The organism is Haloarcula argentinensis DSM 12282, assembly GCA_000336895.1.
GTDB classification, from domain to species: Archaea; Halobacteriota; Halobacteria; order Halobacteriales; family Haloarculaceae; genus Haloarcula; species Haloarcula argentinensis.
Genome location: AOLX01000026.1, coordinates 46,249 through 65,178 on the forward strand (window position 1 = coordinate 46,249; position 18,930 = coordinate 65,178).

Sequence of the window (18,930 nt, forward strand, 5' to 3'; positions counted from 1 at the left end):
CCTAACCTCAGGTGAACAACAACACGATACATTATGCAAGGAAATGAACAACAGGCCTACGACCGCGGGATTACGATTTTCTCCCCGGACGGACGCCTCTATCAGGTCGAGTACGCACGAGAAGCCGTCAAGCGCGGAACCGCCAGCGTGGGGGTCCGCACCGAAGACGGCGTGGTCATCGCCGCCGACCGCCACGCCCGGTCGCCGCTCATCGAGCGCGACAGCATCGAGAAGATCCACGAGATCGACTCCCACGTCGGCGTCGCCAGCGCGGGTCACGTGGCCGACGCACGCCAGCTTATCGACGTGGCGCGCCGGCAGTCACAGGTCAACCGCCTGCGTTACGACGAGCCGGCCTCCGTCGAGTCGCTGACGAAGGAGATCACGGATTACATCCAGCAGTACACTCAGACGGGCGGCGCACGCCCGTTCGGCGTGGCACTGCTCGTCGCGGGTATCGAGGACGGCGAGCCGCGCCTCTTCGAGACGGACCCCTCGGGGACGCCCTACGAGTGGCAGGCCGTCGCCATCGGCGGCTCCCGCGAGGATATCCAGTCGTTCCTCGAAGAGGAGTACGCCGAGGGGATGGACCTCGAAGGCGGCATCGAACTCGCGCTCCGGGCGCTGGCCTCGGTCAACGAGGACGGTCTCGACGCGACCGGTGTCGACATCGCCACCATCGATGTGGAAAGCGAACAGTTCGAAAAGCTCGCCGAAGAGGACATCGCCGAGCGGCTCGAAGAGTTCGAACTCGGAGGTGAGGAATAATGTACGACCCTGAGAACCGACTGACTGACGCCTACCAACCCGAAGTCGGCACACTGCCGAACGAGGACGGCGGCCGCGACGAGGAGAACGTCGTCAAGACCGGGACGACCACCGTCGGCCTCTCGACGGAGAACGGCGTCATCATTGCGACGGACCGGCGTGCCTCTCTCGGTGGCCGCTTCGTCTCGAACAAGCAGGTCCAGAAGGTCGAGCAAATCCACCCAACGGCCGCGATGACGCTGGTCGGCAGCGTCGGCGGGGCACAGTCGTTCATCCGCTCGCTTCGCGCCGAAGCCGACCTCTATGAGGTCCGCCGCGACGAACCGCTCTCGATTCACGCGCTGGCGACGCTTGCGGGCAACTTCGCCCGCGGCGGCCCGTACTTCGCGATCAACCCCATCGTCGGCGGTGTCGACGAAGAGGGCAGCCACGTCTACAGCGTCGACCCAGCCGGTGGTGTGCTTGAAGACGACTACACCGTCACCGGCTCCGGGACGATGGTCGCGACGGGGACCATCGAAGGGCAGTACGACCCTGAGATGAGCCTCTCCGAGGCCCGTGACCTGGCGATCCGCGCGGTCAACGCCGCGGCCGAGCGTGACACCGGGTCGGGCAACGGTGTCGTGCTTGCTGAAATCACCGACGAGGGCGTCGAAATCGACGCTTTCGACGACTACGAGTCGGCCGAGTAACCCGGCTATCTCGGTCGTTTCTTTCTCTGCGGTCGGCTGTCCCCGACCAGTTGCTGCTCAGTCTCGTGGCACGACCCGCATCGGATAGTCCGACTGCCGCATGATATCTTGGGCGACGCTGCCGAAGATGAGCCGGTCGGTCTGGCTCCGCTTGCGGACGCCGATAACGAGTTCGTCGGCATCGACCTCCTCTGCGATATCGAAGATATCCTCAGCCGGGCTGTTCCCCCGGATTATCTGATAGGTCTCGACGGACACTTGATCGCCCAGTCGGTCCGAGACGACGTTTACTGCGGCCTTCCCATCGGCGACCGCGTCCGGTGGTGTCCTGTCTCCACCCGGCTGTGAGTTGACTGCGTACACACTGTCTTCCGGGTCGAGGACGCCTTCGAGGTACGAACACAGTGTCTGGCTGACTGTCTCGGAGTTCGTCGCGAGCACGAAGGTTTGCATACGAGATGTCCGCCACCCATCATGATAAGTATGTGTACTGTTACCGCGAACCACTTTCTGTCCAGGCTCTTCCAGCCGTCGGGCTACTCGGTCAGGACCAGCCAGCCGACGGCGAGAAAGACCCCGAGCACGAGCAGAATCGACCCCCAGGCAAGCGCCGCGAACGTCGCCGACCCGAGTGCAGCGAGAGGGGCGATGGCTGACGGCGTCATTGCTCTTCCCCCCCATCAGCCACCGGGTCGTCAAGCGCGCGGACCTCTCGGCCGAGGCTGTCGAGGTCGGCGTCGGCCCCACCGAGAACGGTCGCCGCGACGGTGAGAGCGGCCGAGACGAGCGTCGCGCCGGCGAAGGCAATGAGGAACGACGGCGCTGGCAACAGACTCCCGACGCCTGGCACGGCGGCGACGAGCCCACGCAGCGACGGGAAGTAGGCGAACCCGACGAGCAGCCCCGCAATGCCCGAGACTACCGCGCCCGGACCGGTGAGTCGCTCAGTGTAGAGACCGGCGAGGAAGGGAACGAAGACGCCGGCGGCAAGCAGGTCGGCAGTCAGGAACAACTGGAGGACGCTGTACCCCTGCGCGCCGATGAACATCGCGGCGAGCGCGACAGCGACTGTCAGCCCACGGCCGCCGAGCCACAGGGTCCGCTGGTCGGGGTCGTCGAGCAGTCGCGCGAGGTCGGCGGTGACGACGCTGGCAATAGCGTTGAACATGGTATCGGCCGAACTCATCACCAGCAACACAGCGAGGACGACGATGGCGAGGGTCACCCACGTCGGGAACGCCTCCGCCACCACGAGGAAGAAGGCGATGCTGGCGGAGCCGGACTCAGTGAGGCCCAGCCCCGCGGCGGCGATACCGAACAGACCGGCGAGCAGGAGCATCGGGACAACGACGACGGCGGCGATGCCCAGTCCGCGACGGAGAGCGCCCTCCCCGTCGGCGGCGTACACCCGCTGCCAGACGCCCTGGTTCAGCATATTCGCGCCCAGAAGCGCGAAGGCCACGTACAGCCCGAACTGCAGGCCGGGACCGAACGTCGGGTCGAGCAGTGTCGGGTCCGCCGACACCACCGTCGCGTGGAACTCGCTCGTGCCACCAAGTGAGAGGAGTGCGCCGCCGAAGCCGACGGCTAGCAGTGGGAGGATGACCAGTGTCTGGACGGTGTCGGTGACGATGCTGGCAAGTAGGCCGCCGTAGGTCGTGTAGACGAGGACGAAGCCGCCGATGAGCAGCGAGGTCTGCCAGAGGGGCACGTCCGCGACGAGCGCGAGCGCGCCGGCGATGCCAGTCATCTCCGCGGCGAGGAAGATGAACATGTAGAACACTGAGACTAGCAGGACGAGCAGGTACATCCCGGAGCCAAACCGGGCGTAGGCAAATTCCGTCAGCGAGTGGCCGGCGGGCATCACCTCGCGGATGCGAGCGCCGACCGGGATAAAGAGGACGAGCGGAATCGCGCTGCCGATGGCGTAGCCCAGCACGGCAGGGAGTCCGCCGAACGCGGCCCCGGCCTCGGCCGGACTCAGCAGAATCCAGACGCCCATCATCGACGCGATGACCGTCGCAGCGAGGGTTCCGCTGCCGGCTGAGTCGCGGGCCGAGATGTACGTCTCCACCGAGTCGATGCGGCCGCGTGCGGCGAAGAGGCCAATGCCGGTGAACACGAGGACGGTCGCCGCGGTCAAACCGAGGACCACAGCCGAAGAAGCCATCTACGGGCTCACCTCGTGGTCGGCCGTCGCAGCGGTTTCCCCGTAGGCCGTCTCGAAGAACTGTCGTTCGAGCGTGACCGTGCGGTCGAACAGCGACGCGACGCGGGCTTCCTGGCGGGGCGAAAGCGTCGGTCCGACGGCGTCGAGTTCGCCCCGGAGCCAGTCGACGAACGCGACGAAGGAGTCGACGGCGTGGAGGTCCACCCACTCGGCGAAGTAGAACGGCAGGCCCATCCCCGCGCTGGGAAGGCCATCGCTGTCCGGGTCGCCGTGGGCCGCGGCAGCCGCCGTCGCCCACGACTCGTATATCCACTCTGCCGGGACGAGGACGGCCAGTGTTTCGGCATACCCGCCCTCTCGGGCGGCACGACCCAGCAGGTCGATGAACGCCGCCGTCGCGTCCGTTGGCTCGGGGTCTTGCCAGCGTGAATCTTCGACGCCGAGTGCGGCAAAGGAGCGCTCGAAGTAGTCGTCTTCCTCGTCGGTCACGGTATCGAGGAACTCCACAAGCTGCCGCTTGGCGGCCATGTCCGGGGCCTGTCCGACCGCGTGGCCGAACGTGCCAACGAGTTCGTCGACGAACGCGTAGTCCTGTACCAGATACTCGGCGAACGCGTCTTCGTCGAGCGTGCTGGTCCCGAGTTCCTCGACAAATCGGTGTTCGACAGCGGCGTCCCAGTCCGGCTGACTCTGCTCCCGGAGCCAGTCGGTGAATCGGGGTTCGTCGGTTCGCTCGGCGTACGCAGAGTATGTTTCGGCCGTCGTCATAGCTCCCACCCCTCCTGCGTGTAGGCCATCTCCCAGAACCGGTGTTCGAGTTTCGCGCTCGTGCGGAACGCGACTTCCATGGCGTCGTGTTGGCCGGGGTAGCGCTCGCCACAGCGGTCGACGTACGCCCGACACCAGCCCGTCGCCTCCCGGAAGTCGTCGCTGGTGTACATCTCGATGAACGGCGTGTACCGGTGTTCGCCGTCGGCCAGGTCAGCCATGTGTTCGGCCACGTCGAGGTAGCCCTGCATACAGGGGTACAGCGCGGCGGCGATTTCCGCCTCGTGCCCCTCGTAGGCCGTCCGAACGAGGAAGTTCGTGTACGACAGACACGTCGGGGCCTTCTCGGTCGACTCCAGCTCACGCCGAGAGATGCCGTAGTCCGATGCGAACTCCCGATGCAGGTCCATCTCGGTGTCGAGCACCTGGTGGGCGACCCCGAGCAGGTGCGTCATCGTCGACTCGTCGCCGGCCGTCGCCCCAGCGAGCGCGAACAACCGTGCGTAGTCTTGCAGGTATCGGTAGTCCTGTTTCACCCAGTGTTTGAATGCCGCCTCGTCGAGCGTCCCGTCGGCCAGTTCGCGAACGAACGGGTGGTCCTTCTGTGCGTCCCAGATGTCCTCACCGATGTCGAGCAGGTGGTCGCTGAATGCCATTGGTAGCCAATACAACAAACTCCGACGTATTATATCCTGCTAATATAACCAAGTTGTACTCGCTGGAGAGAACGATGCGCACAGCCAACTGCAGGGCTTGGATGTCTCGGGGCCGTTCTGGCTGCTTGCACCCACAGTGGCGTAGTCGACCGACAGCGTTCGTAGTCCCAACTGCTAAACGAACTACGCACTCACTTCCGGTAATGACACTGCAGTTACCGAGTGAGATCGTGGTCGAGCGATTTCTCCCGACGGCTCGAGCGATGCTCGCCACGAGGCTCGACGAGGAGGGCTGGACCCAGCAGGAGATCGCCGACCAGCTCGGCGTGACACAGGCCGCAGTGAGCAAATACGGCAGCGGTTCGGTCACCATCGAGGAGCGGTTCCGGGAGGATACCCGGATGCAACAGACCATCGAGCGCATCGCCGATGGGCTGGCCGCGGGCGAGATGGACGAGTTCGCGGTGCTGGGCGAACTGCTCGCTCTGGTGCGGGAGTTCGAGGACCGCGGTCCCATCTGTGCGGTCCACGAGGAGGAGATGCCGGCCCTCCAAGGGATGGGTTGTGACCTATGTGTTCGAGGGACAGACACCGCAGTCCAGACGGAACGGGCCGTGTTGTCGTCGGTCCGGCGAGCCACACGACTGCTGGCGGACAGCGCTGTCGTCGTCGACGCCATCCCGAACGTGGGGATGAACGTCGGCATGGCGCTGCCGGACGCTGAAGACGCACTCGACGTGGCGGCGGTCCCCGGCCGGATTCACGACCTGCGAGGGCGGGTCAACGTCCCATCGAACCCCGAGTTCGGCGCGTCAGAACACGTCGCGGGGACGATACTGGCCGCGATGGCGGTCGACCCCTTGTGTCGAGCGGCGCTCAATATGACGACCGATGAAGCGTTCCTCGATGCCGCCCGGAGACGGGGTATCGAGCCGCTGGAGTTCGACGCCGGCTACGAGGATCGGGACAAACGGCTCGAAGCCACTTTCCGCGAACGCGGCGATGTCCCACGTGTTATCTACCACGGCGGCGCGTTCGGCATCGAGCCGATAACCTACGTTTTCGGTGAGTCAGCGGTCGAAGCTGCTGAGCTCATGATCGAACTCCTCGACGCTGCTGACACCTGAGCGGTCTCGTTCGCCGACCCCATCAGAACCAGCCGGTTTCGGGGTCGATGGGATTCTCGGGCGCCTCGCCGCGCAGTACCCGGATGACGTCTTCGGTCACGGTTTGGGTCAGTTCGACCCGGGACGCCTCAGAGTACCACGCGACGTGGGGGGTACAGACGACGCTGTCGAGGTCGTGCAGCGGCGAGTCGCCGGGCGGTTCCGCCTCGCGAACGTCCAGTCCGGCCCCGCCGAGATCACTGCTGACGAGTGCGTCGTACAGCGCTGTCTCGTCGACGAGCCCGCCCCTGGCCGTGTTCACGAGCAGCGCGTCGTCGTGCATCTGGTCGAGCGCGTCCGCGTCGATCATTCCCCGAGTCTCGTCGGTTAGGGGGGCGTGCAGCGAGACGATATCGGAATCGCTCAACAGCGTCTCGAAGGTGACCGACTCGACGTCGAGGTCCCCCATCCGGTACTCGGGCGCGTACGGGTCGTATGCGATGACATCAACGTCGAACCCCCGGAGCTTCGCGGCGAACCGGCTGGCGAGCTTGCCGAAGGCGACGAGACCGACGGTACTGCCGGCGAGGCGACGGATCGGCTGTCCGACAGCCCACTCCCACTCGCCGCGCTTGACCGAGCGGTCGAACGTGGGTATCTTCCGCAGGCAAGCGAGCACGAGCGCGAACGTGTGGGTCGACACCTCCTCCACAGAGTACTCCGGGACGTTGACGACCGTCACACCGGCCTCGACCGCTGCCTGCACGTCGATGTTGTCCACGCCGATGCCGGCCCGGCCCACCACTTTGAGCGAGTCGGCGGCGTCGATGACTTCGGCCGTGACCTGCGTGCCGGCGTCGACGATTACCGCGTCAACGTCTTTCACTGCGCGTGCGACGGCCGCCGGCTCTTTCGACGCTATCGTTTCGACGGTCGCGTCAACCGCGTCCAGCACCGCCGCCCGTGTCTCCCCGTCGATCACTTTAGTGTCAGAGACGACGACTTTGTATGACATACGCTGGCTTGCCTCGGGCCCGAAATAAAATCATCCGTCAGGGTCGGTGCAGTCATCGGAACCGCGTCACAGGACCGTGGCTGTGTAACGGTGACCGGCACAGAACTGACAAAATAATAGCAAACTTTTATGATATATTCGCGAGGAGGTGGCAACAGTATGTCGGCTAGTAACACAGGTGAGACAGCGCTCGAACGTATCGGCTATCGACTCTCTGCGTGGGTGGAACGGTGGATGCCGAGCCCGTTCCTGTTCGCACTCATCCTCAGCTACGTCGTGTTTTTGGCCGGTGTCGGTCTCACTGGCTCCGGCCCAATCGAGATGGTCGGGTTCTGGTACGACGGGTTCTGGGCCTTCCTGACGTTCTCGATGCAGATGGTCCTCATCCTGATGACGGGCTTCGTCGTGGCGTACCACCCGCGCGTCAACGCCGGGATCCGCCGGCTGACAGAGATCCCCAACACCGGAAAGCAGGCGGTCGTCCTCGTCGGTCTGTTGACGATGCTGCTTGGCTGGGTGCACTGGGGACTGAGCCTCATCCTCGGGGCTATCTTCGCCCGGGAGATGGGCAAGACCGCCCACGAGAACGGCATCGACGTCCACTATCCGGTCCTCTGCGTGGCGGGCTATCTCGGCCTCGGTCTCACCTGGCACTGGGGGCTGTCCGGGTCCGCGCCGCTCCTGCTCGCGACAGAGGGCAACGAGTTCATCCAGCAGGGCGTCATCGACGTCGTCGTCTCCGCCTCGGAGACCATCTTCCACCCCTACGGCCTCATTCTGACCGGCCTATCGATAGCCTACGCGCTTGTCGTCCTCTACGTCATCACGCCGACCGGCGATCAGGCGCGCGGTATCACGCATTACATCCCCGAAGACGACCTGTTCGAGTCCGCGAGTGACGGCGGCGTGGAAGCGACTGCCACCACCAACCCGGTCCCAGCCGAGCGTCTCAACCATAGTCGCGTTCTCGGCGGCATTATCGGCCTGACCGGCATCGCACTCGTCGCCTCACAGTTCGTCCAGTCCGGTATCAACGCTCTCGGGCTGAACATCGTCAACTTCGGCTTCCTGACGATTGGCATCTTCATCTACATGGACCCACAGACCTACCGAGAGAAGTTCGGCGAGGCGGCGACCGCCGCGTCGGGCATCGTGTTGCTCTTTCCGTTCTTCGCCGGCATTCAGGGGATGATGGCAACCTCCGGGCTGGCACAGTTGATGGCCAACGCACTCATCTCGGCCTCGACGCCCCAGACGTTCCCGGTCATCGCTTGGCTCACCGGCGCGACGGTCAACATCTTCGCTCCCTCGGGTGGCGGCGAGTGGATCATTCTCGGCCCGCCGATTCTCGAAGCCGCGCAGAACCTCGGCGTCCCGGCCGGGCAGGCGACGATGGCCTACGCCGTCGGTGACGCCCACACGAATCTCTTGAATCCTTTCTGGGCGCTGCCGCTGCTCGCCATCACCCGCATCAAGGCCCGGGAGATGTTCGGCTACGCCATCGCAATGTTGCTCGCGCTCACGCCGTTTCTGGCTGTCGTGCTGTTCGTCCTGCCGTACTGAACAGGGACTCCGGCGAGACAGTACGGCCGATTGCCCCTTCTTCGAGCGTTAAGTTGGTGGGGAAACTGCACTCCGATAATGGCAACTGAGACAGGGACCGACGAGGACGTGGACCTGCTCGACTCCTTCCGACAGTTCTTCGCGCTGGAGCGGGACGTGCTCGTCCTGTCGCTGTCCATGCTGGCGTTCAGCCTTGCGTTCCAGATGACCAGCCGATACATTCCCGAATACATGCGGATTCTGGGGGCCAGCGCCGGCGTTATTGGTCTGTACGGCAGCGTCGGGAATCTCATCAGCGCGGTGTACCCCTATCCCGGCGGCGCGGTGTCGGACCGCATCGGATCGCGGCTGGCGCTGACTGTCTTCGCGACACTGGCGACGGCCGGCTTCGGTATCTGGTATCTCGCCTCGGTCGTCGGCGATATCACGCTCGGCGCGACAACGCTGCCGGCCTGGACGCTCGTGTTCGTCGGTCTCTTTCTGGCACAGGCCTGGAAGTCCTTCGGGCTGGGCGCAACCTTCGCCATCGTTAAGCAGAGCGTCCCGCCGGGGCGACTGGCGATGGGGTTTGCCAGCACGGAGATGTTCCGCCGCATCGGCTTCCTGCTCGGGCCACTGGCCGCTGCGGCGCTGCTCGCGACGACCGCGACCTTCGTCGACGGGTTCCAGCGCGTGCTGCTGGTCGCGCTGGCCTGTGGCCTCGTCGCCACCGTCGCCCAGCACTTCCTCTACGACGCCAGCGAGGACACGCTCGGAAAGTCCTTCGAGGGCATCGACCAGATACTCGCCGACCTGCGGACGATGCCGGCGACACTCCGCCCCCTTCTGGTCGCCGATACGTTCGTCCGCTTCGCCAACGGCATGGTGTACGTCTTCTTCGTCATCGTCGTCACCGAGTTCCTCTCCGTGGGGTTCACCGGCTTCGGCGTGCAACTGCGGCCCGACGCCTTCTTCGGCGTCCTGCTCGGCGTCGAGATGGTCGTCGCTATCCTTTCGATGGCCCCCGTCGCAAAGCTCACCGAGTGGGCCGGCCTCAAGCCCGCCGTCGCGCTCGGCTTTCTCGTCTACGCCGTCTTCCCGCTCTTGCTCATCTTCGCGCCGGGCAACCAGTGGGTGCTGGTGCTTCTGTTCGCGTTCTCCGGCCTGCGCTTTGCCGGCCTGCCTGCCCACAAGGCGCTCATCGTCGGCCCGGCAGAACAGGACGCTGGCGGCCGCGTCACCGGGACGTACTACCTGCTTCGCAACACGCTGGTCATCCCCAGCGCCGCGCTCGGGGGATGGCTCTACGGCAGTGAGTGGGCGGTGGCCATGGGCGATGTCGTCATACAGGCCGGTCCGGAACTGGCCTTCGGCGTCGCTACGGTCATCGGCCTCGTCGGTGTGGCCTACTTCATCGCCTTCGGCCGGGAGTTCGAGGCATACGAATAAACCGCGGTGCTGTGCCTACCACTCGTCGCGTGGCGGGAACTCCTCGCCACAGCGTGGACAGTACCGCATCGGTGCGCGGGACTCCTGGCCGTCCCTGTCGAACGTAATCTCTCGTCCGCAGCTCTTACATGCTAGCTTTGGCATCGTGGTGCTCTCCGGTCGCCCGCATAGCCACGACCTGTGGCTAGATAGAGTGTGTCCCGTGATAACACTAGGTATCGACTGAGAGACGGACCCACGCCGAGTTCGCAAACGCCAATCATAAGCGCCGAGCCGCGAACAGTCGACCAATGCAAGCGGCCCACCCAATCGAGCAGGCGGTCGGTATGGAGTATTACGTCAGCGACGCCGACGGGGTGGGCGGCCGCCTCCGCTCGTCGCCCGCGGACTTCCGCGTCCGGGAACTGGAGGCGTTCGACACCGAACCGGTCGACGCCGACACCGGCGCGTACCCGCATCTCGTCTTCCGGGCGGAGCTACGGAACTGGGAAACCAACGACTTCGCCAGCAAGCTCTCCGACCGCCTGGGCATCTCCCGTGAGCGGGTGTCGTGGGCGGGAACGAAGGACAAGCGCGCGGTCACGACACAGCTATTCTCAGTGAAAGGGGTCGCAGCCGGGGATCTGCCGGAGATCGGCGGCACGGACGTTGAGGTCATCGGCCGCGCCGGCCGCCCGATTCTCTTCGGCGACCTGGCGGGCAACGCCTTCGAGATAGTCGTCCGCGACACCGAGAATACCGATAACGCCGCCAGCGTGGTGGCGGACCTCCGGGCGTTCGCCAACGGGGACGACTCAGTGACGAGCGAAGGCCGGTCCAGCGACGCCACGCTGCCTGACGGCGACACGACGGTCGGCGTGCCCAACTACTTCGGCCAGCAGCGGTTCGGGTCGCGGCGGCCGGTCACCCACGAAGTCGGGCTGGCCATTGCCCGTGGCGAGTGGAAAGACGCAGTTCTCGCCTACGTCGGAAACCCGAACGAGCGCGAACCAGAGTCGACGCAGGAGGCGCGGGGATACGTCGACGAAACCCACGACTGGGCCGGTGCGCTGGACAAGCTCCCCGGCGCGCTGGGTTACGAGCGCTCTATCTGCCACCGGCTGGTCGAGAACGGAGCCGACGAGCCGGAAGATTTCCGCGAGGCACTGGAGGCGCTTCCGTCGAACCTCCAGTCGCTGTTCGTCAACGCCGCCCAGTCGTACGTCTTCAACCGCATCCTTTCCAAGCGGCTGGAACGGGGGTTGCCCTTCGACCGGCCCGTGGAAGGCGACGTAGTCTGTTTCCGGGACAGCGACGCGCCCGAGGACTTCCCGATTCCGGACGCCGGCCGCACCCAGCAGGTCACGGCGAAGCGGCTGTCGACCGTCGAGCGCCACTGCGAGCGCGGGAGGGCGTTTGTCACCGCGCCACTGGTCGGGACCGAAACCGAGCTAGGCAGTGGCGAACCGGGCGATATCGCCCGTGAAGTCCTTGACGACGTGGGCCTTGAACAGAGCGACTTTGACCTTCCCGGGGCGTTCGACAGCGACGGGACGCGGCGGGCTATCTTGCTCCGGACGGACTTGGGAGTGGAACGTGACGGCGCCGACCTGACGTTCTCGTTCTCGCTGCCAAAGGGAAGCTACGCAACGGTCCTCCTCCGGGAGTTCCGGAAAGGCGACCCGGGCGCGTAGCGGTTCAACCGTACTCGGCAACTGATGCGGAATATGCAACGGTTAAGTCCGGCCACACACGCCATCTCGTATGGGCGAGCTACCGGACGAGTTTTCGTGTACCATTACCGACTGGGAGTATATCTACGGCCTCTGTCGGGACGTGGCCGACGACGTGAAAGCCGCCGAGTTCGAACCCGACGTGGTCGTCGCGCTGGCACGGGGCGGCTGGTTCGGCGGGCGCTGTCTCTGTGACTTCCTCGGGCTGGACGACCTGGCGAGTCTGAAAGTCGAACACTACGTCGGGACCGCCGCGAAAGGCGAGGAGGCGCAGGTGAAATACCCGCTGGCCGACGGCGCGGTCGAGGGAAAGGACGTGCTGGTTGTCGACGACATCGCTGACACCGGCCAGTCTATCGAAACGGCCGCCGAATGCGTGCGTGACCGAAACCCCAGCAGCGTCCGAACGGCGACGCTCCAGTTACTCCAGACCAGCGACCACGAACCGGAGTTCGTGGGCGAGTCCCTCGACGAGTGGACCTGGGTCGTCTACCCTTGGAACTTCGTCGAGGACATGGTCGAACTCGTCGCGGGTGTGATGGACAAGAGCGGCCAGCAGACCCACACCGAGGACGATATCCGCCGTCTGCTGCGGGAGTACCACGGCGTTAGCCGCACGAATCTAGAGATCGCACAGCCGAACCGACTGAGTGAGGTCACGACCGAGATGGAGCGGCGGGGCGTCGTCGAATCGGTCGGCGACGGCTGGCAACTCACCGACGACTGAGCAGGTCAGCCGCGGTAGCTCGACAGAGATCGCTCAGATCCGCTAGTCTCGCCGTCCACTATCGCTAGTCGCGCGTCCTCCGCTAGTCAATAAAAAGCCGATTAGCGACGGCTGCGACCGTCGTCTCGGACGTACTCTAACGCGCTGACGAACAGCTCCGTGTCGACCCGGTCCTCTGACTCTTCGAGTCGTTCCCGGATTTTTGTTGGAGTCATGTGTATTGGTAACATTGTACTACGTCGATATAACTCTTTCTCACCCGCTAACATATTCCGTGCGGACACAAGTCTGAGACGGTAAATGAGCCGTCCGGTGGTCCGCCAAACCGCTGTACCGAGGTGACACCCCTGTCGAGGGAATATATTTATACCTTGCTCACCCAACGAAAAGTATGGCCGCTTACGGCCGGCCGTCACTTCGAGACCTGTTCGATGAATCACCGACGCCGCACATCGCGCATCCACCGCGGAGTCACCATCGAGACTTCTACATCGCCACAGACGGGTCGTTCAGACCCCACAACGGCACGACATCGCCCGACAGCGAGTCGGACAGCCCGACGGGCGGGCTGGGTGTCGTCGTCGAAACTCTCGACGGTGAGCGCGTTGTCAGGCTATCTGTCCCGGACACCTGTCCCGACAACAACGTCGCGGAGTATCGGGCGCTCCATCTGGGACTCGACGTGCTTGCGAGACGGGCCCCGCCCAACGCCCGCGTCGGCTTACTCATCGACCACGACCAGCTCGCTGAGAACGTGAACGCAGAGGTGCTAGCCTCCCACGGCTCCGCCTACGACCCGCCACACTCCGTGTCGGTCCCGCCGGCGACGGGGCTGCACTGGCGCGGGATCCAGGCGCGGATCAACGGGTTCGGTGAGGTCCGTGCCGCGCGGATCTCCGGCGACCGCAACCCTGCCCATCCACTGGCGAACGCCCCCGACCAGTACGCACACGTCAACGGCGAGCCGGACCGGTGTGTCCTCCCTGACGCGCCGACCGTAAACGAACGCGTCCCGCCGCCGTCACGTGCGGAGCGTGGCGGCGCATCGGACTGACGGGACCCGCCCGGTAACTGCCGACCGGCGACATCGTCTTCTTTCACATCGCTGTCGACAGTCGCGCGTCGCCGTAGTACCACCTCGCTCAGCACACGGCTGTCGTGCTTGAAATATCACATACGACTGCAGTTCTGAAAGGAAGATCGACTACGGATAGAAATACTTGTAGCAGGGGGCTCCGAGGCTTTCCGCCAGTCCCCTTTCACAGGTAATAATCTTCATAAGTTATCGAAATAGTTGCACCAGTTACTACGTACGTTCGGGGAACGTCACACAGACCAAATTTTATGTATTAGAAATGGGATAGTATGCGGTGGGAGGTGCGTTACGTTGAGTACCAGAACTAACGGACCGGACGGTTTCAGCGGACAGTACGTCGAGCAACTGTTGCCGCGTCAGTCGCCGACGCGGCACGACCTCGTCCTCGCCGTCATCCCCGCGGTGTTCGTCCTCACGCTCGCCGCCGCGGTCGTTCTGGACCTCTCGCTGCAGGTGGCAATCGCCGGCGGCGCACTCGTCGGTGCTGTGGCGGTCCTCGATGCACTCTTCCTCCATCCCCCGACTCGCGGTCGACGGCGAGACGATACGTGACATCGCGTTCCGGCGACGGGCCTGAACGCTGATCTTTTCTGAATTGGCTTCAGAACGAACCGAACTCAGTACCTTCCTCAGTAACCGCTGGCAAAAGCCGGCCGTATCGATTACTCCTGTTGTGCGTCGACGACGGCGACGCCAGCGAGGTTCACGATGTCGCGACCACCTTTTTCAGCGTCGGGTCTGCTCGCGTCGCTCGCACACTACTCCTCGAAAAACGTGGGCGAAAAAGCGCTCGCTCTGCTCGCGTCGCTACTCCTGCTGTGCGTCGACGACAGCGACGCCGGCAAGGTTCACGATGTCCTTGACCTCGTCGCCACGCTGGAGGACGTGGACCGGTTTGTCCATGCCGACGAGCATCGGGCCGATGGCCTCAGCGCCGCCCAGCCGCTGGAGGAGTTTGTAGCCGATGTTCCCGGCTTCGAGGTTGGGGAACACGAGGACGTTCGCGGGGTCGTCGAGTTCGGAGAACTCGTAGGTGTCTTGCAGGATGTCCTCGACGACAGCGGTGTCGGCCTGCATCTCGCCGTCGACCGGGAAGTCGACGCGGTCGTCGTCCTGCAGGCGCGAAACCGCCCGACGGATCTTCTTGGTCCCGGGGTTGTCGACGCTGCCGAAGTTCGAGTACGACAGCATCGCCGCCCGCGGCTCGACGTTGAACCGACGCGCCAGTTCCCCGGTGTGTCGGGTTACCTCCTCCAGCACGTCCGTATCGGGGTCCTGATTAACTGTGGTGTCCGCACAGAAGATGACGCGGTTCTTGAACGTCAGCATGTACACCCCGGCCGCGTAGTCGGCGTCGTCGGCCGTGCCGATGACCTGCAGCGGTGGGCGCAGGGCGGAGGGATAGTGGTGGGTCAGGCCGGTCAGCATCGCGTCGGCGTCGCCCATCTCGACCATCACACTGCCGAGGTAGTTGCCGTCCCGAATGAGTTCGTCAGCCTCGCGACGCGTGATGCCTTTCCGCTGGCGGAGTTCGTACAGTCGGTCGGCGTAGTCGGCCACGTCGGCCGTCTCGGGGTCGACGACGACAGGGTCGAACTCCAGGCCGAACTTCCGGCGCGTGGACTCGATGCGGTCGGCGTCGCCGATGAGTATCGGCTCGGCGATACCCTGTTCGACGAGCTGGTAGGCCGCGCGGATCATCTTCTCGTCGTGGCCCTCGGCGAGCACGACCCGTTGGGGGTCGCTCTTGGCCTTATTGAGCACGACGCGCATCATCTCGCGGGACTTGCCCAGCCGCGCTTCGAGCTCCTCGACGTAGGCTTCCGTATCGATTTCCGTCCGTGCTGCGCCGCTCTCGATGGCGGCCTCGGCGACCGCGGGAGTCACCTCGAACAGGACCCGCGGGTCCAGTGGTTTCGGAATGATGTAGTCAGGGCCGAACTGTAGCGGTTGGTCGCCGTAGGCCTTGACGACCTCGTCGGGCACGTCCTGCTTGGCGAGATCAGCCAGTGCGCGGGCCGCTGCCACCTTCATCTCCTCGTTGATTTCGGTCGCCCGCACGTCGAGCGCCCCACGGAAGATGAACGGGAACCCGAGGACGTTGTTGACCTGATTCGGATAGTCTGAACGGCCGGTCGCCATAATGACCGTGTCGTCGCGGGCGGCCTTGGCCGACTCGTAGTCGATCTCCGGATCCGGGTTCGCCATCGCGAAGATGATGGGGTCGCTGGCCATCGACTGCACCATCTCCTGATCAACGATGCCACCGACAGAGAGACCGACGAACACGTCCGCCCCCTCCATCGCGTCGGCGAGGTCACCCTCCGGGATGTCGCGTGCGAACTCCTGTTTGAACCGGTTGAGTTCCTCGTGAGTCGCTCGTTCCTCGGTGATGATGCCCGAGGAGTCACACATCGTGATGTTATCCTTCGAGACGCCCAGCGAGACGTAGAACTTCGCCGAGGCGATAGCCGAGGCCCCCGCCCCGGAGAAGACGACCTCCAGGTCCTCCAGTTCCTTGTCGGCGATGTCGGCCGCGTTGACGAGCGCCGCGCCGGAGATGATCGCGGTCCCGTGTTGGTCGTCGTGGAACACCGGGATGTCGAGTTTCTCGCTGAGCCGGCGCTCGACCTCGAAACACTCTGGGGCGGCGATATCTTCGAGATTGATGCCGCCGAAGGTCGGCTCCATCGCCTCTACCGTCTGTATCATGGCGTCGGCGTTGTCCGTGTCCAGCTCCACGTCGAACACGTCGATGTCGGCAAACCGCTTGAACAGCACGCCCTTTCCCTCCATGACCGGCTTCCCGGCTTCCGGACCGATGTCGCCGAGGCCGAGCACGGCGGACCCGTCGGAGACGACGCCAACGAGGTTCCCTTTCGCGGTGTACTCGAAGGCTTTCTCGGGATCTTTGTCGATCTCCTCACACGGCGCGGCCACGCCGGGTGAGTAGGCTAGCGAGAGATCCCGCTGTGTGTTCGTCGGCTTTGTCGTCGCAATCTCTATCTTCCCCGGCGGCTTGCTCCGGTGGTACTCCAGTGCGTCCTCGTCAAGTCCCATACCCGGATGTCGAACCCAACTGTAAAAAAGACAAGTTTACCGTCAATGGACGAGCGGTATAACGACGTTTGTCGAATGTCGGCTTGTTGCAGCGGTTTTGTCCCGCTCATATCCCATCAATTGGAAAATACCCATCGCCGGGACATCGTCGTGCTGGACCACCTTCGAAGCTCAGTTCTTGCTCTGTCTCTTATACACATCTCTGATGGNTCTTCCTGCTGGTCGGTCGCCTCGACGATCTCTTTCGTCGCCGCCTCGGCCTCTTGAGCGTGGTTCTGTGCGTCTTCGACCATCGAAGTCACGTTCTCGATAGCGCTCGCCTGGTCGTCGTTGGCGTCGGCGACCTCTTGGATACCTCTCGTCGCCTCCTCGACGGCGTCGGAAATCTCGTCCAGCGCATCCAGCGCGTCTGTGATCTCGGACTCCGCACGCTCGACCTGCTCGTGGGAGGTTTCGACCATGTCGGCCGTTTCGGTCGCCTGATCCTGAATCGTCGTGATGCTCGTCGAGATCTCGGAGGCGTACTCGCTCGTCTCGTTTGCGAGCGTCTTCACCTCGTCGGCCACGACAGCGAACCCGCTCCCGCTTTCGCCGGCCCTGGCCGCCTCGATGTTGGCGTTCAGCGCGAGCATATTCGTCTGCTCCGCCACGTCGGCGATTATCTCGACGATCTCGCTCACTTCGTCCATCTGGTCGTCGAGGTCTGTGACGGTGTCCACGAGGTCTTCGCTCGTCTCGGTGAGGCCATCGGTAACGTCCATGACTGCTTCACCGGCATTTGATCCGTCTTCCGCAGCCGCCTTCGCGCGCTGTGCTGCTGACGCTACTTCGCTAGACGTTGCGGCGACCTCCTCCATCCCAGCCCCGATGTCCTGAATGTTGTCGGCCGCCTGGGTGAGGGAGTCGGTCTGTTCGGCGACCCGGGTCTCGACGGCCGCTGCGGACGAATTCGCCTGCTCGATAGTGGTCGCAAGTTGCTGTGCCTGTGCGTCCACTTGGTCCGCCAACTGCTCGACCTGTTCGGCCATGTCGTTGAGCGAACCGACGACCTCGTACAGCTGGTCGTCGACGTACTCGCCGCCGTCAGTCCGGTCGAACGACGCCCGGGCGTCGAGGCGGCCATTTTTGAGTGCGGCCATGGTCGATTTGACTTCGTCGACCAGGCTCGTCACGGCCTCGTGGCGGTTAGCCTCGTCAGTTCGGTCCTGGACCATCTCGACGACCGCGATGAGTTCGCCGTCGCCGTCGTAAATCGGGGCAGCGCTGAACGAGATGTGGCGTTCGTTCCCGTGCTGGTCGGCCATTACGCTCGTGTCGCGGTACAGCGTGAAATCCTCGTCTTCGACCTTCGGCACGTCGTACTCTGTGTGGGTGGTCTCCGGGACATCGAGGACTTTGTCGGCGAGTGTCTTTCCGCGTCGGCCGTCCGGATAGAACGCCATACTCGCCATCTCCATCTCCTGTGCTTCGGCCTCGGAGACGCCGGTAAGGTTTTCTATCGAACTGTTCCAGCTGAGGATATCGCCGTTCGTATCCAGAACAAAGAGCGGCGTCCCGATATGCTGCAGTACGTCGTGGTAGTCGAACCCTTCGTTAGAGCCGCTTTTAGCTGTAGAGCCGGTGAACGAATCGATGCCGGCCTGGGAGACGGACCGTGTCGTTTCCAGTCCTTCGTGAAGCTCCGCCTCGACAGTGTCGATGGCGGCCTGGGCATCCGGGCCGAGTTCATCCCGAAGCTGCTCGAACGCACCTTCGACGAGCGATTCGGTGACGAAGCCTTGGGTTGCGATGAACTCGCGCTGGCTGATTCCGGCGCTTTCGTAGTCGCCGATCAGCGCTCGGAGTTCGTCAGGCTCGAGTTCGAACTGTCGCTCGACGTGCTGTGTCCCGGTAGCGGCCTTCTCGGGGTCGTCGAAGCAGTCGTTGAGGCGTGGCGAGTCCGGGTCAATGGCGTCGGCCAGAAAGCGAGTTTGCCCGTCGCTCGTGACGAGTCCGCCATCCGCCCGTCTGGCCGCAGCGTCCGGAGAACGGGACCGCTGGCCGTAGAGATAGGTGCGGATCTGTTCGAGCATAAGGTAGCTATGTTCCATTCCAACACACCTGTAGATAAAGATGACTCCGGGAGTATCAGCAAAGATAATTGTACTTGTCGGCAGAGCGGGAAAAGAG

Annotated in this window: 18 protein-coding genes; 9 read left to right on the top strand and 9 right to left on the bottom strand. The window is 64.0% G+C overall.

The annotated features are described in order from the left end of the window. Positions 1-33: 33 nt before the first annotated feature. Both psmA and psmB read left to right on the top strand, forming a co-directional pair. The gene (psmA, locus tag C443_RS16765) at positions 34-768 is read left to right on the top strand and encodes an archaeal proteasome endopeptidase complex subunit alpha (RefSeq protein ID WP_005537859.1); all 735 of its coding nucleotides are present in this window, start codon (positions 34-36) and stop codon (positions 766-768) included. After that, on the top strand, positions 768-1,460 hold the full coding sequence (psmB, locus tag C443_RS16770; protein ID WP_005537860.1) for an archaeal proteasome endopeptidase complex subunit beta: 693 nt from the start codon (positions 768-770) through the stop codon (positions 1,458-1,460). Before psmA ends, psmB begins: the two co-directional genes overlap by 1 nt. Positions 1,461-1,517: 57 nt before the next feature. Here psmB and C443_RS16775 read toward each other — a convergent pair whose 3' ends face one another. From C443_RS16775 to tenA, 5 genes are all read right to left on the bottom strand, one after another. Then, on the bottom strand, positions 1,518-1,913 hold the full coding sequence (locus C443_RS16775) for a universal stress protein (protein ID WP_005537862.1): 396 nt from the start codon (positions 1,911-1,913) through the stop codon (positions 1,518-1,520). Positions 1,914-1,996: 83 nt separating this feature from the next. Then, on the bottom strand, positions 1,997-2,125 hold the full coding sequence (locus C443_RS22220) for a hypothetical protein (protein ID WP_005537863.1): 129 nt from the start codon (positions 2,123-2,125) through the stop codon (positions 1,997-1,999). Next, positions 2,122-3,630 (bottom strand): sodium:solute symporter family protein, encoded by a 1,509-nt coding sequence (locus C443_RS16780; RefSeq protein ID WP_005537864.1) that lies wholly within the window; start codon positions 3,628-3,630, stop codon positions 2,122-2,124. The genes C443_RS22220 and C443_RS16780 overlap by 4 nt, the downstream gene beginning before the upstream one ends. After that, the gene (locus C443_RS16785; RefSeq protein ID WP_005537866.1) at positions 3,631-4,398 is read right to left on the bottom strand and encodes a TenA family protein; all 768 of its coding nucleotides are present in this window, start codon (positions 4,396-4,398) and stop codon (positions 3,631-3,633) included. After that, positions 4,395-5,054: a thiaminase II gene (gene tenA / locus C443_RS16790; protein ID WP_005537868.1), complete on the bottom strand. Its 660-nt coding sequence runs from the start codon at positions 5,052-5,054 to the stop codon at positions 4,395-4,397. Before tenA ends, C443_RS16785 begins: the two co-directional genes overlap by 4 nt. Before the next feature lie 203 nt (positions 5,055-5,257). On the opposite strand from tenA, the gene C443_RS16795 reads away from it, so the two are divergent. Further along, complete coding sequence (locus C443_RS16795; RefSeq protein WP_005537869.1) at positions 5,258-6,181, top strand: thiamine-phosphate synthase family protein; 924 nt, start codon at positions 5,258-5,260, stop codon at positions 6,179-6,181. 22 nt (positions 6,182-6,203) lie between these two features. Here the strand turns inward: C443_RS16795 and C443_RS16800 are convergent, their stop codons facing one another. Continuing rightward, entirely contained in the window at positions 6,204-7,175 is a 972-nt protein-coding gene (locus C443_RS16800) for a C-terminal binding protein (protein ID WP_005537870.1), read from the bottom strand. 159 nt (positions 7,176-7,334) lie between these two features. Here C443_RS16800 and C443_RS16805 point away from each other — a divergent pair, with 159 nt between their 5' ends. Further along, entirely contained in the window at positions 7,335-8,738 is a 1,404-nt protein-coding gene (locus tag C443_RS16805; RefSeq protein ID WP_005537871.1) for a short-chain fatty acid transporter, read from the top strand. A 78-nt stretch (positions 8,739-8,816) separates the two neighbouring features. Further along, positions 8,817-10,166, top strand: a complete 1,350-nt coding sequence (locus tag C443_RS16810) for an MFS transporter (RefSeq protein WP_005537872.1) — start codon at positions 8,817-8,819, stop codon at positions 10,164-10,166. Between the two features lie 15 nt (positions 10,167-10,181). Here C443_RS16810 and C443_RS22225 read toward each other — a convergent pair whose 3' ends face one another. Then, positions 10,182-10,310, bottom strand: coding sequence for a hypothetical protein (locus C443_RS22225; protein ID WP_275039445.1), 129 nt, complete (start codon positions 10,308-10,310; stop codon positions 10,182-10,184). Positions 10,311-10,456: 146 nt separating this feature from the next. Between C443_RS22225 and truD the strand changes: the two genes are divergently transcribed. The 4 genes from truD (at position 10,457) to C443_RS16830 (ending at position 14,253) form a co-directional block, all read left to right on the top strand. Further along, positions 10,457-11,839 (top strand): tRNA pseudouridine(13) synthase TruD, encoded by a 1,383-nt coding sequence (gene truD / locus C443_RS16815; protein ID WP_005537873.1) that lies wholly within the window; start codon positions 10,457-10,459, stop codon positions 11,837-11,839. Positions 11,840-11,909: 70 nt separating this feature from the next. Further along, on the top strand, positions 11,910-12,605 hold the full coding sequence (locus C443_RS16820; protein WP_005537874.1) for a phosphoribosyltransferase: 696 nt from the start codon (positions 11,910-11,912) through the stop codon (positions 12,603-12,605). A 391-nt stretch (positions 12,606-12,996) separates the two neighbouring features. Beyond that, the gene (locus C443_RS16825) at positions 12,997-13,659 is read left to right on the top strand and encodes a hypothetical protein (protein WP_005537876.1); all 663 of its coding nucleotides are present in this window, start codon (positions 12,997-12,999) and stop codon (positions 13,657-13,659) included. Positions 13,660-13,992: 333 nt separating this feature from the next. After that, positions 13,993-14,253: a hypothetical protein gene (locus C443_RS16830; protein WP_005537877.1), complete on the top strand. Its 261-nt coding sequence runs from the start codon at positions 13,993-13,995 to the stop codon at positions 14,251-14,253. 255 nt (positions 14,254-14,508) lie between these two features. Here C443_RS16830 and C443_RS16835 read toward each other — a convergent pair whose 3' ends face one another. After that, the gene (locus C443_RS16835) at positions 14,509-16,761 is read right to left on the bottom strand and encodes an NADP-dependent malic enzyme (protein WP_005537878.1); all 2,253 of its coding nucleotides are present in this window, start codon (positions 16,759-16,761) and stop codon (positions 14,509-14,511) included. A 116-nt stretch (positions 16,762-16,877) separates the two neighbouring features. After that, positions 16,878-18,833, bottom strand: coding sequence for a methyl-accepting chemotaxis protein (locus C443_RS16840; RefSeq protein ID WP_318249603.1), 1,956 nt, complete (start codon positions 18,831-18,833; stop codon positions 16,878-16,880). Positions 18,834-18,930: the final 97 nt, after the last annotated feature.

Bases quoted from the DNA above. Each gene is read 5' to 3' on its own strand.
- psmA (WP_005537859.1), top strand. From the start codon at position 34: ATGCAAGGAAATGAACAACAGGCCTACGACCGCGGGATTACGATTTTC.
- psmB (WP_005537860.1), top strand. From the start codon at position 768: ATGTACGACCCTGAGAACCGACTGACTGACGCCTACCAACCCGAAGTC.
- C443_RS16775 (WP_005537862.1), bottom strand. From the start codon at position 1,913: ATGCAAACCTTCGTGCTCGCGACGAACTCCGAGACAGTCAGCCAGACA.
- C443_RS22220 (WP_005537863.1), bottom strand. From the start codon at position 2,125: ATGACGCCGTCAGCCATCGCCCCTCTCGCTGCACTCGGGTCGGCGACG.
- C443_RS16780 (WP_005537864.1), bottom strand. From the start codon at position 3,630: ATGGCTTCTTCGGCTGTGGTCCTCGGTTTGACCGCGGCGACCGTCCTC.
- C443_RS16785 (WP_005537866.1), bottom strand. From the start codon at position 4,398: ATGACGACGGCCGAAACATACTCTGCGTACGCCGAGCGAACCGACGAA.
- tenA (WP_005537868.1), bottom strand. From the start codon at position 5,054: ATGGCATTCAGCGACCACCTGCTCGACATCGGTGAGGACATCTGGGAC.
- C443_RS16795 (WP_005537869.1), top strand. From the start codon at position 5,258: ATGACACTGCAGTTACCGAGTGAGATCGTGGTCGAGCGATTTCTCCCG.
- C443_RS16800 (WP_005537870.1), bottom strand. From the start codon at position 7,175: ATGTCATACAAAGTCGTCGTCTCTGACACTAAAGTGATCGACGGGGAG.
- C443_RS16805 (WP_005537871.1), top strand. From the start codon at position 7,335: ATGTCGGCTAGTAACACAGGTGAGACAGCGCTCGAACGTATCGGCTAT.
- C443_RS16810 (WP_005537872.1), top strand. From the start codon at position 8,817: ATGGCAACTGAGACAGGGACCGACGAGGACGTGGACCTGCTCGACTCC.
- C443_RS22225 (WP_275039445.1), bottom strand. From the start codon at position 10,310: ATGCCAAAGCTAGCATGTAAGAGCTGCGGACGAGAGATTACGTTCGAC.
- truD (WP_005537873.1), top strand. From the start codon at position 10,457: ATGCAAGCGGCCCACCCAATCGAGCAGGCGGTCGGTATGGAGTATTAC.
- C443_RS16820 (WP_005537874.1), top strand. From the start codon at position 11,910: ATGGGCGAGCTACCGGACGAGTTTTCGTGTACCATTACCGACTGGGAG.
- C443_RS16825 (WP_005537876.1), top strand. From the start codon at position 12,997: ATGGCCGCTTACGGCCGGCCGTCACTTCGAGACCTGTTCGATGAATCA.
- C443_RS16835 (WP_005537878.1), bottom strand. From the start codon at position 16,761: ATGGGACTTGACGAGGACGCACTGGAGTACCACCGGAGCAAGCCGCCG.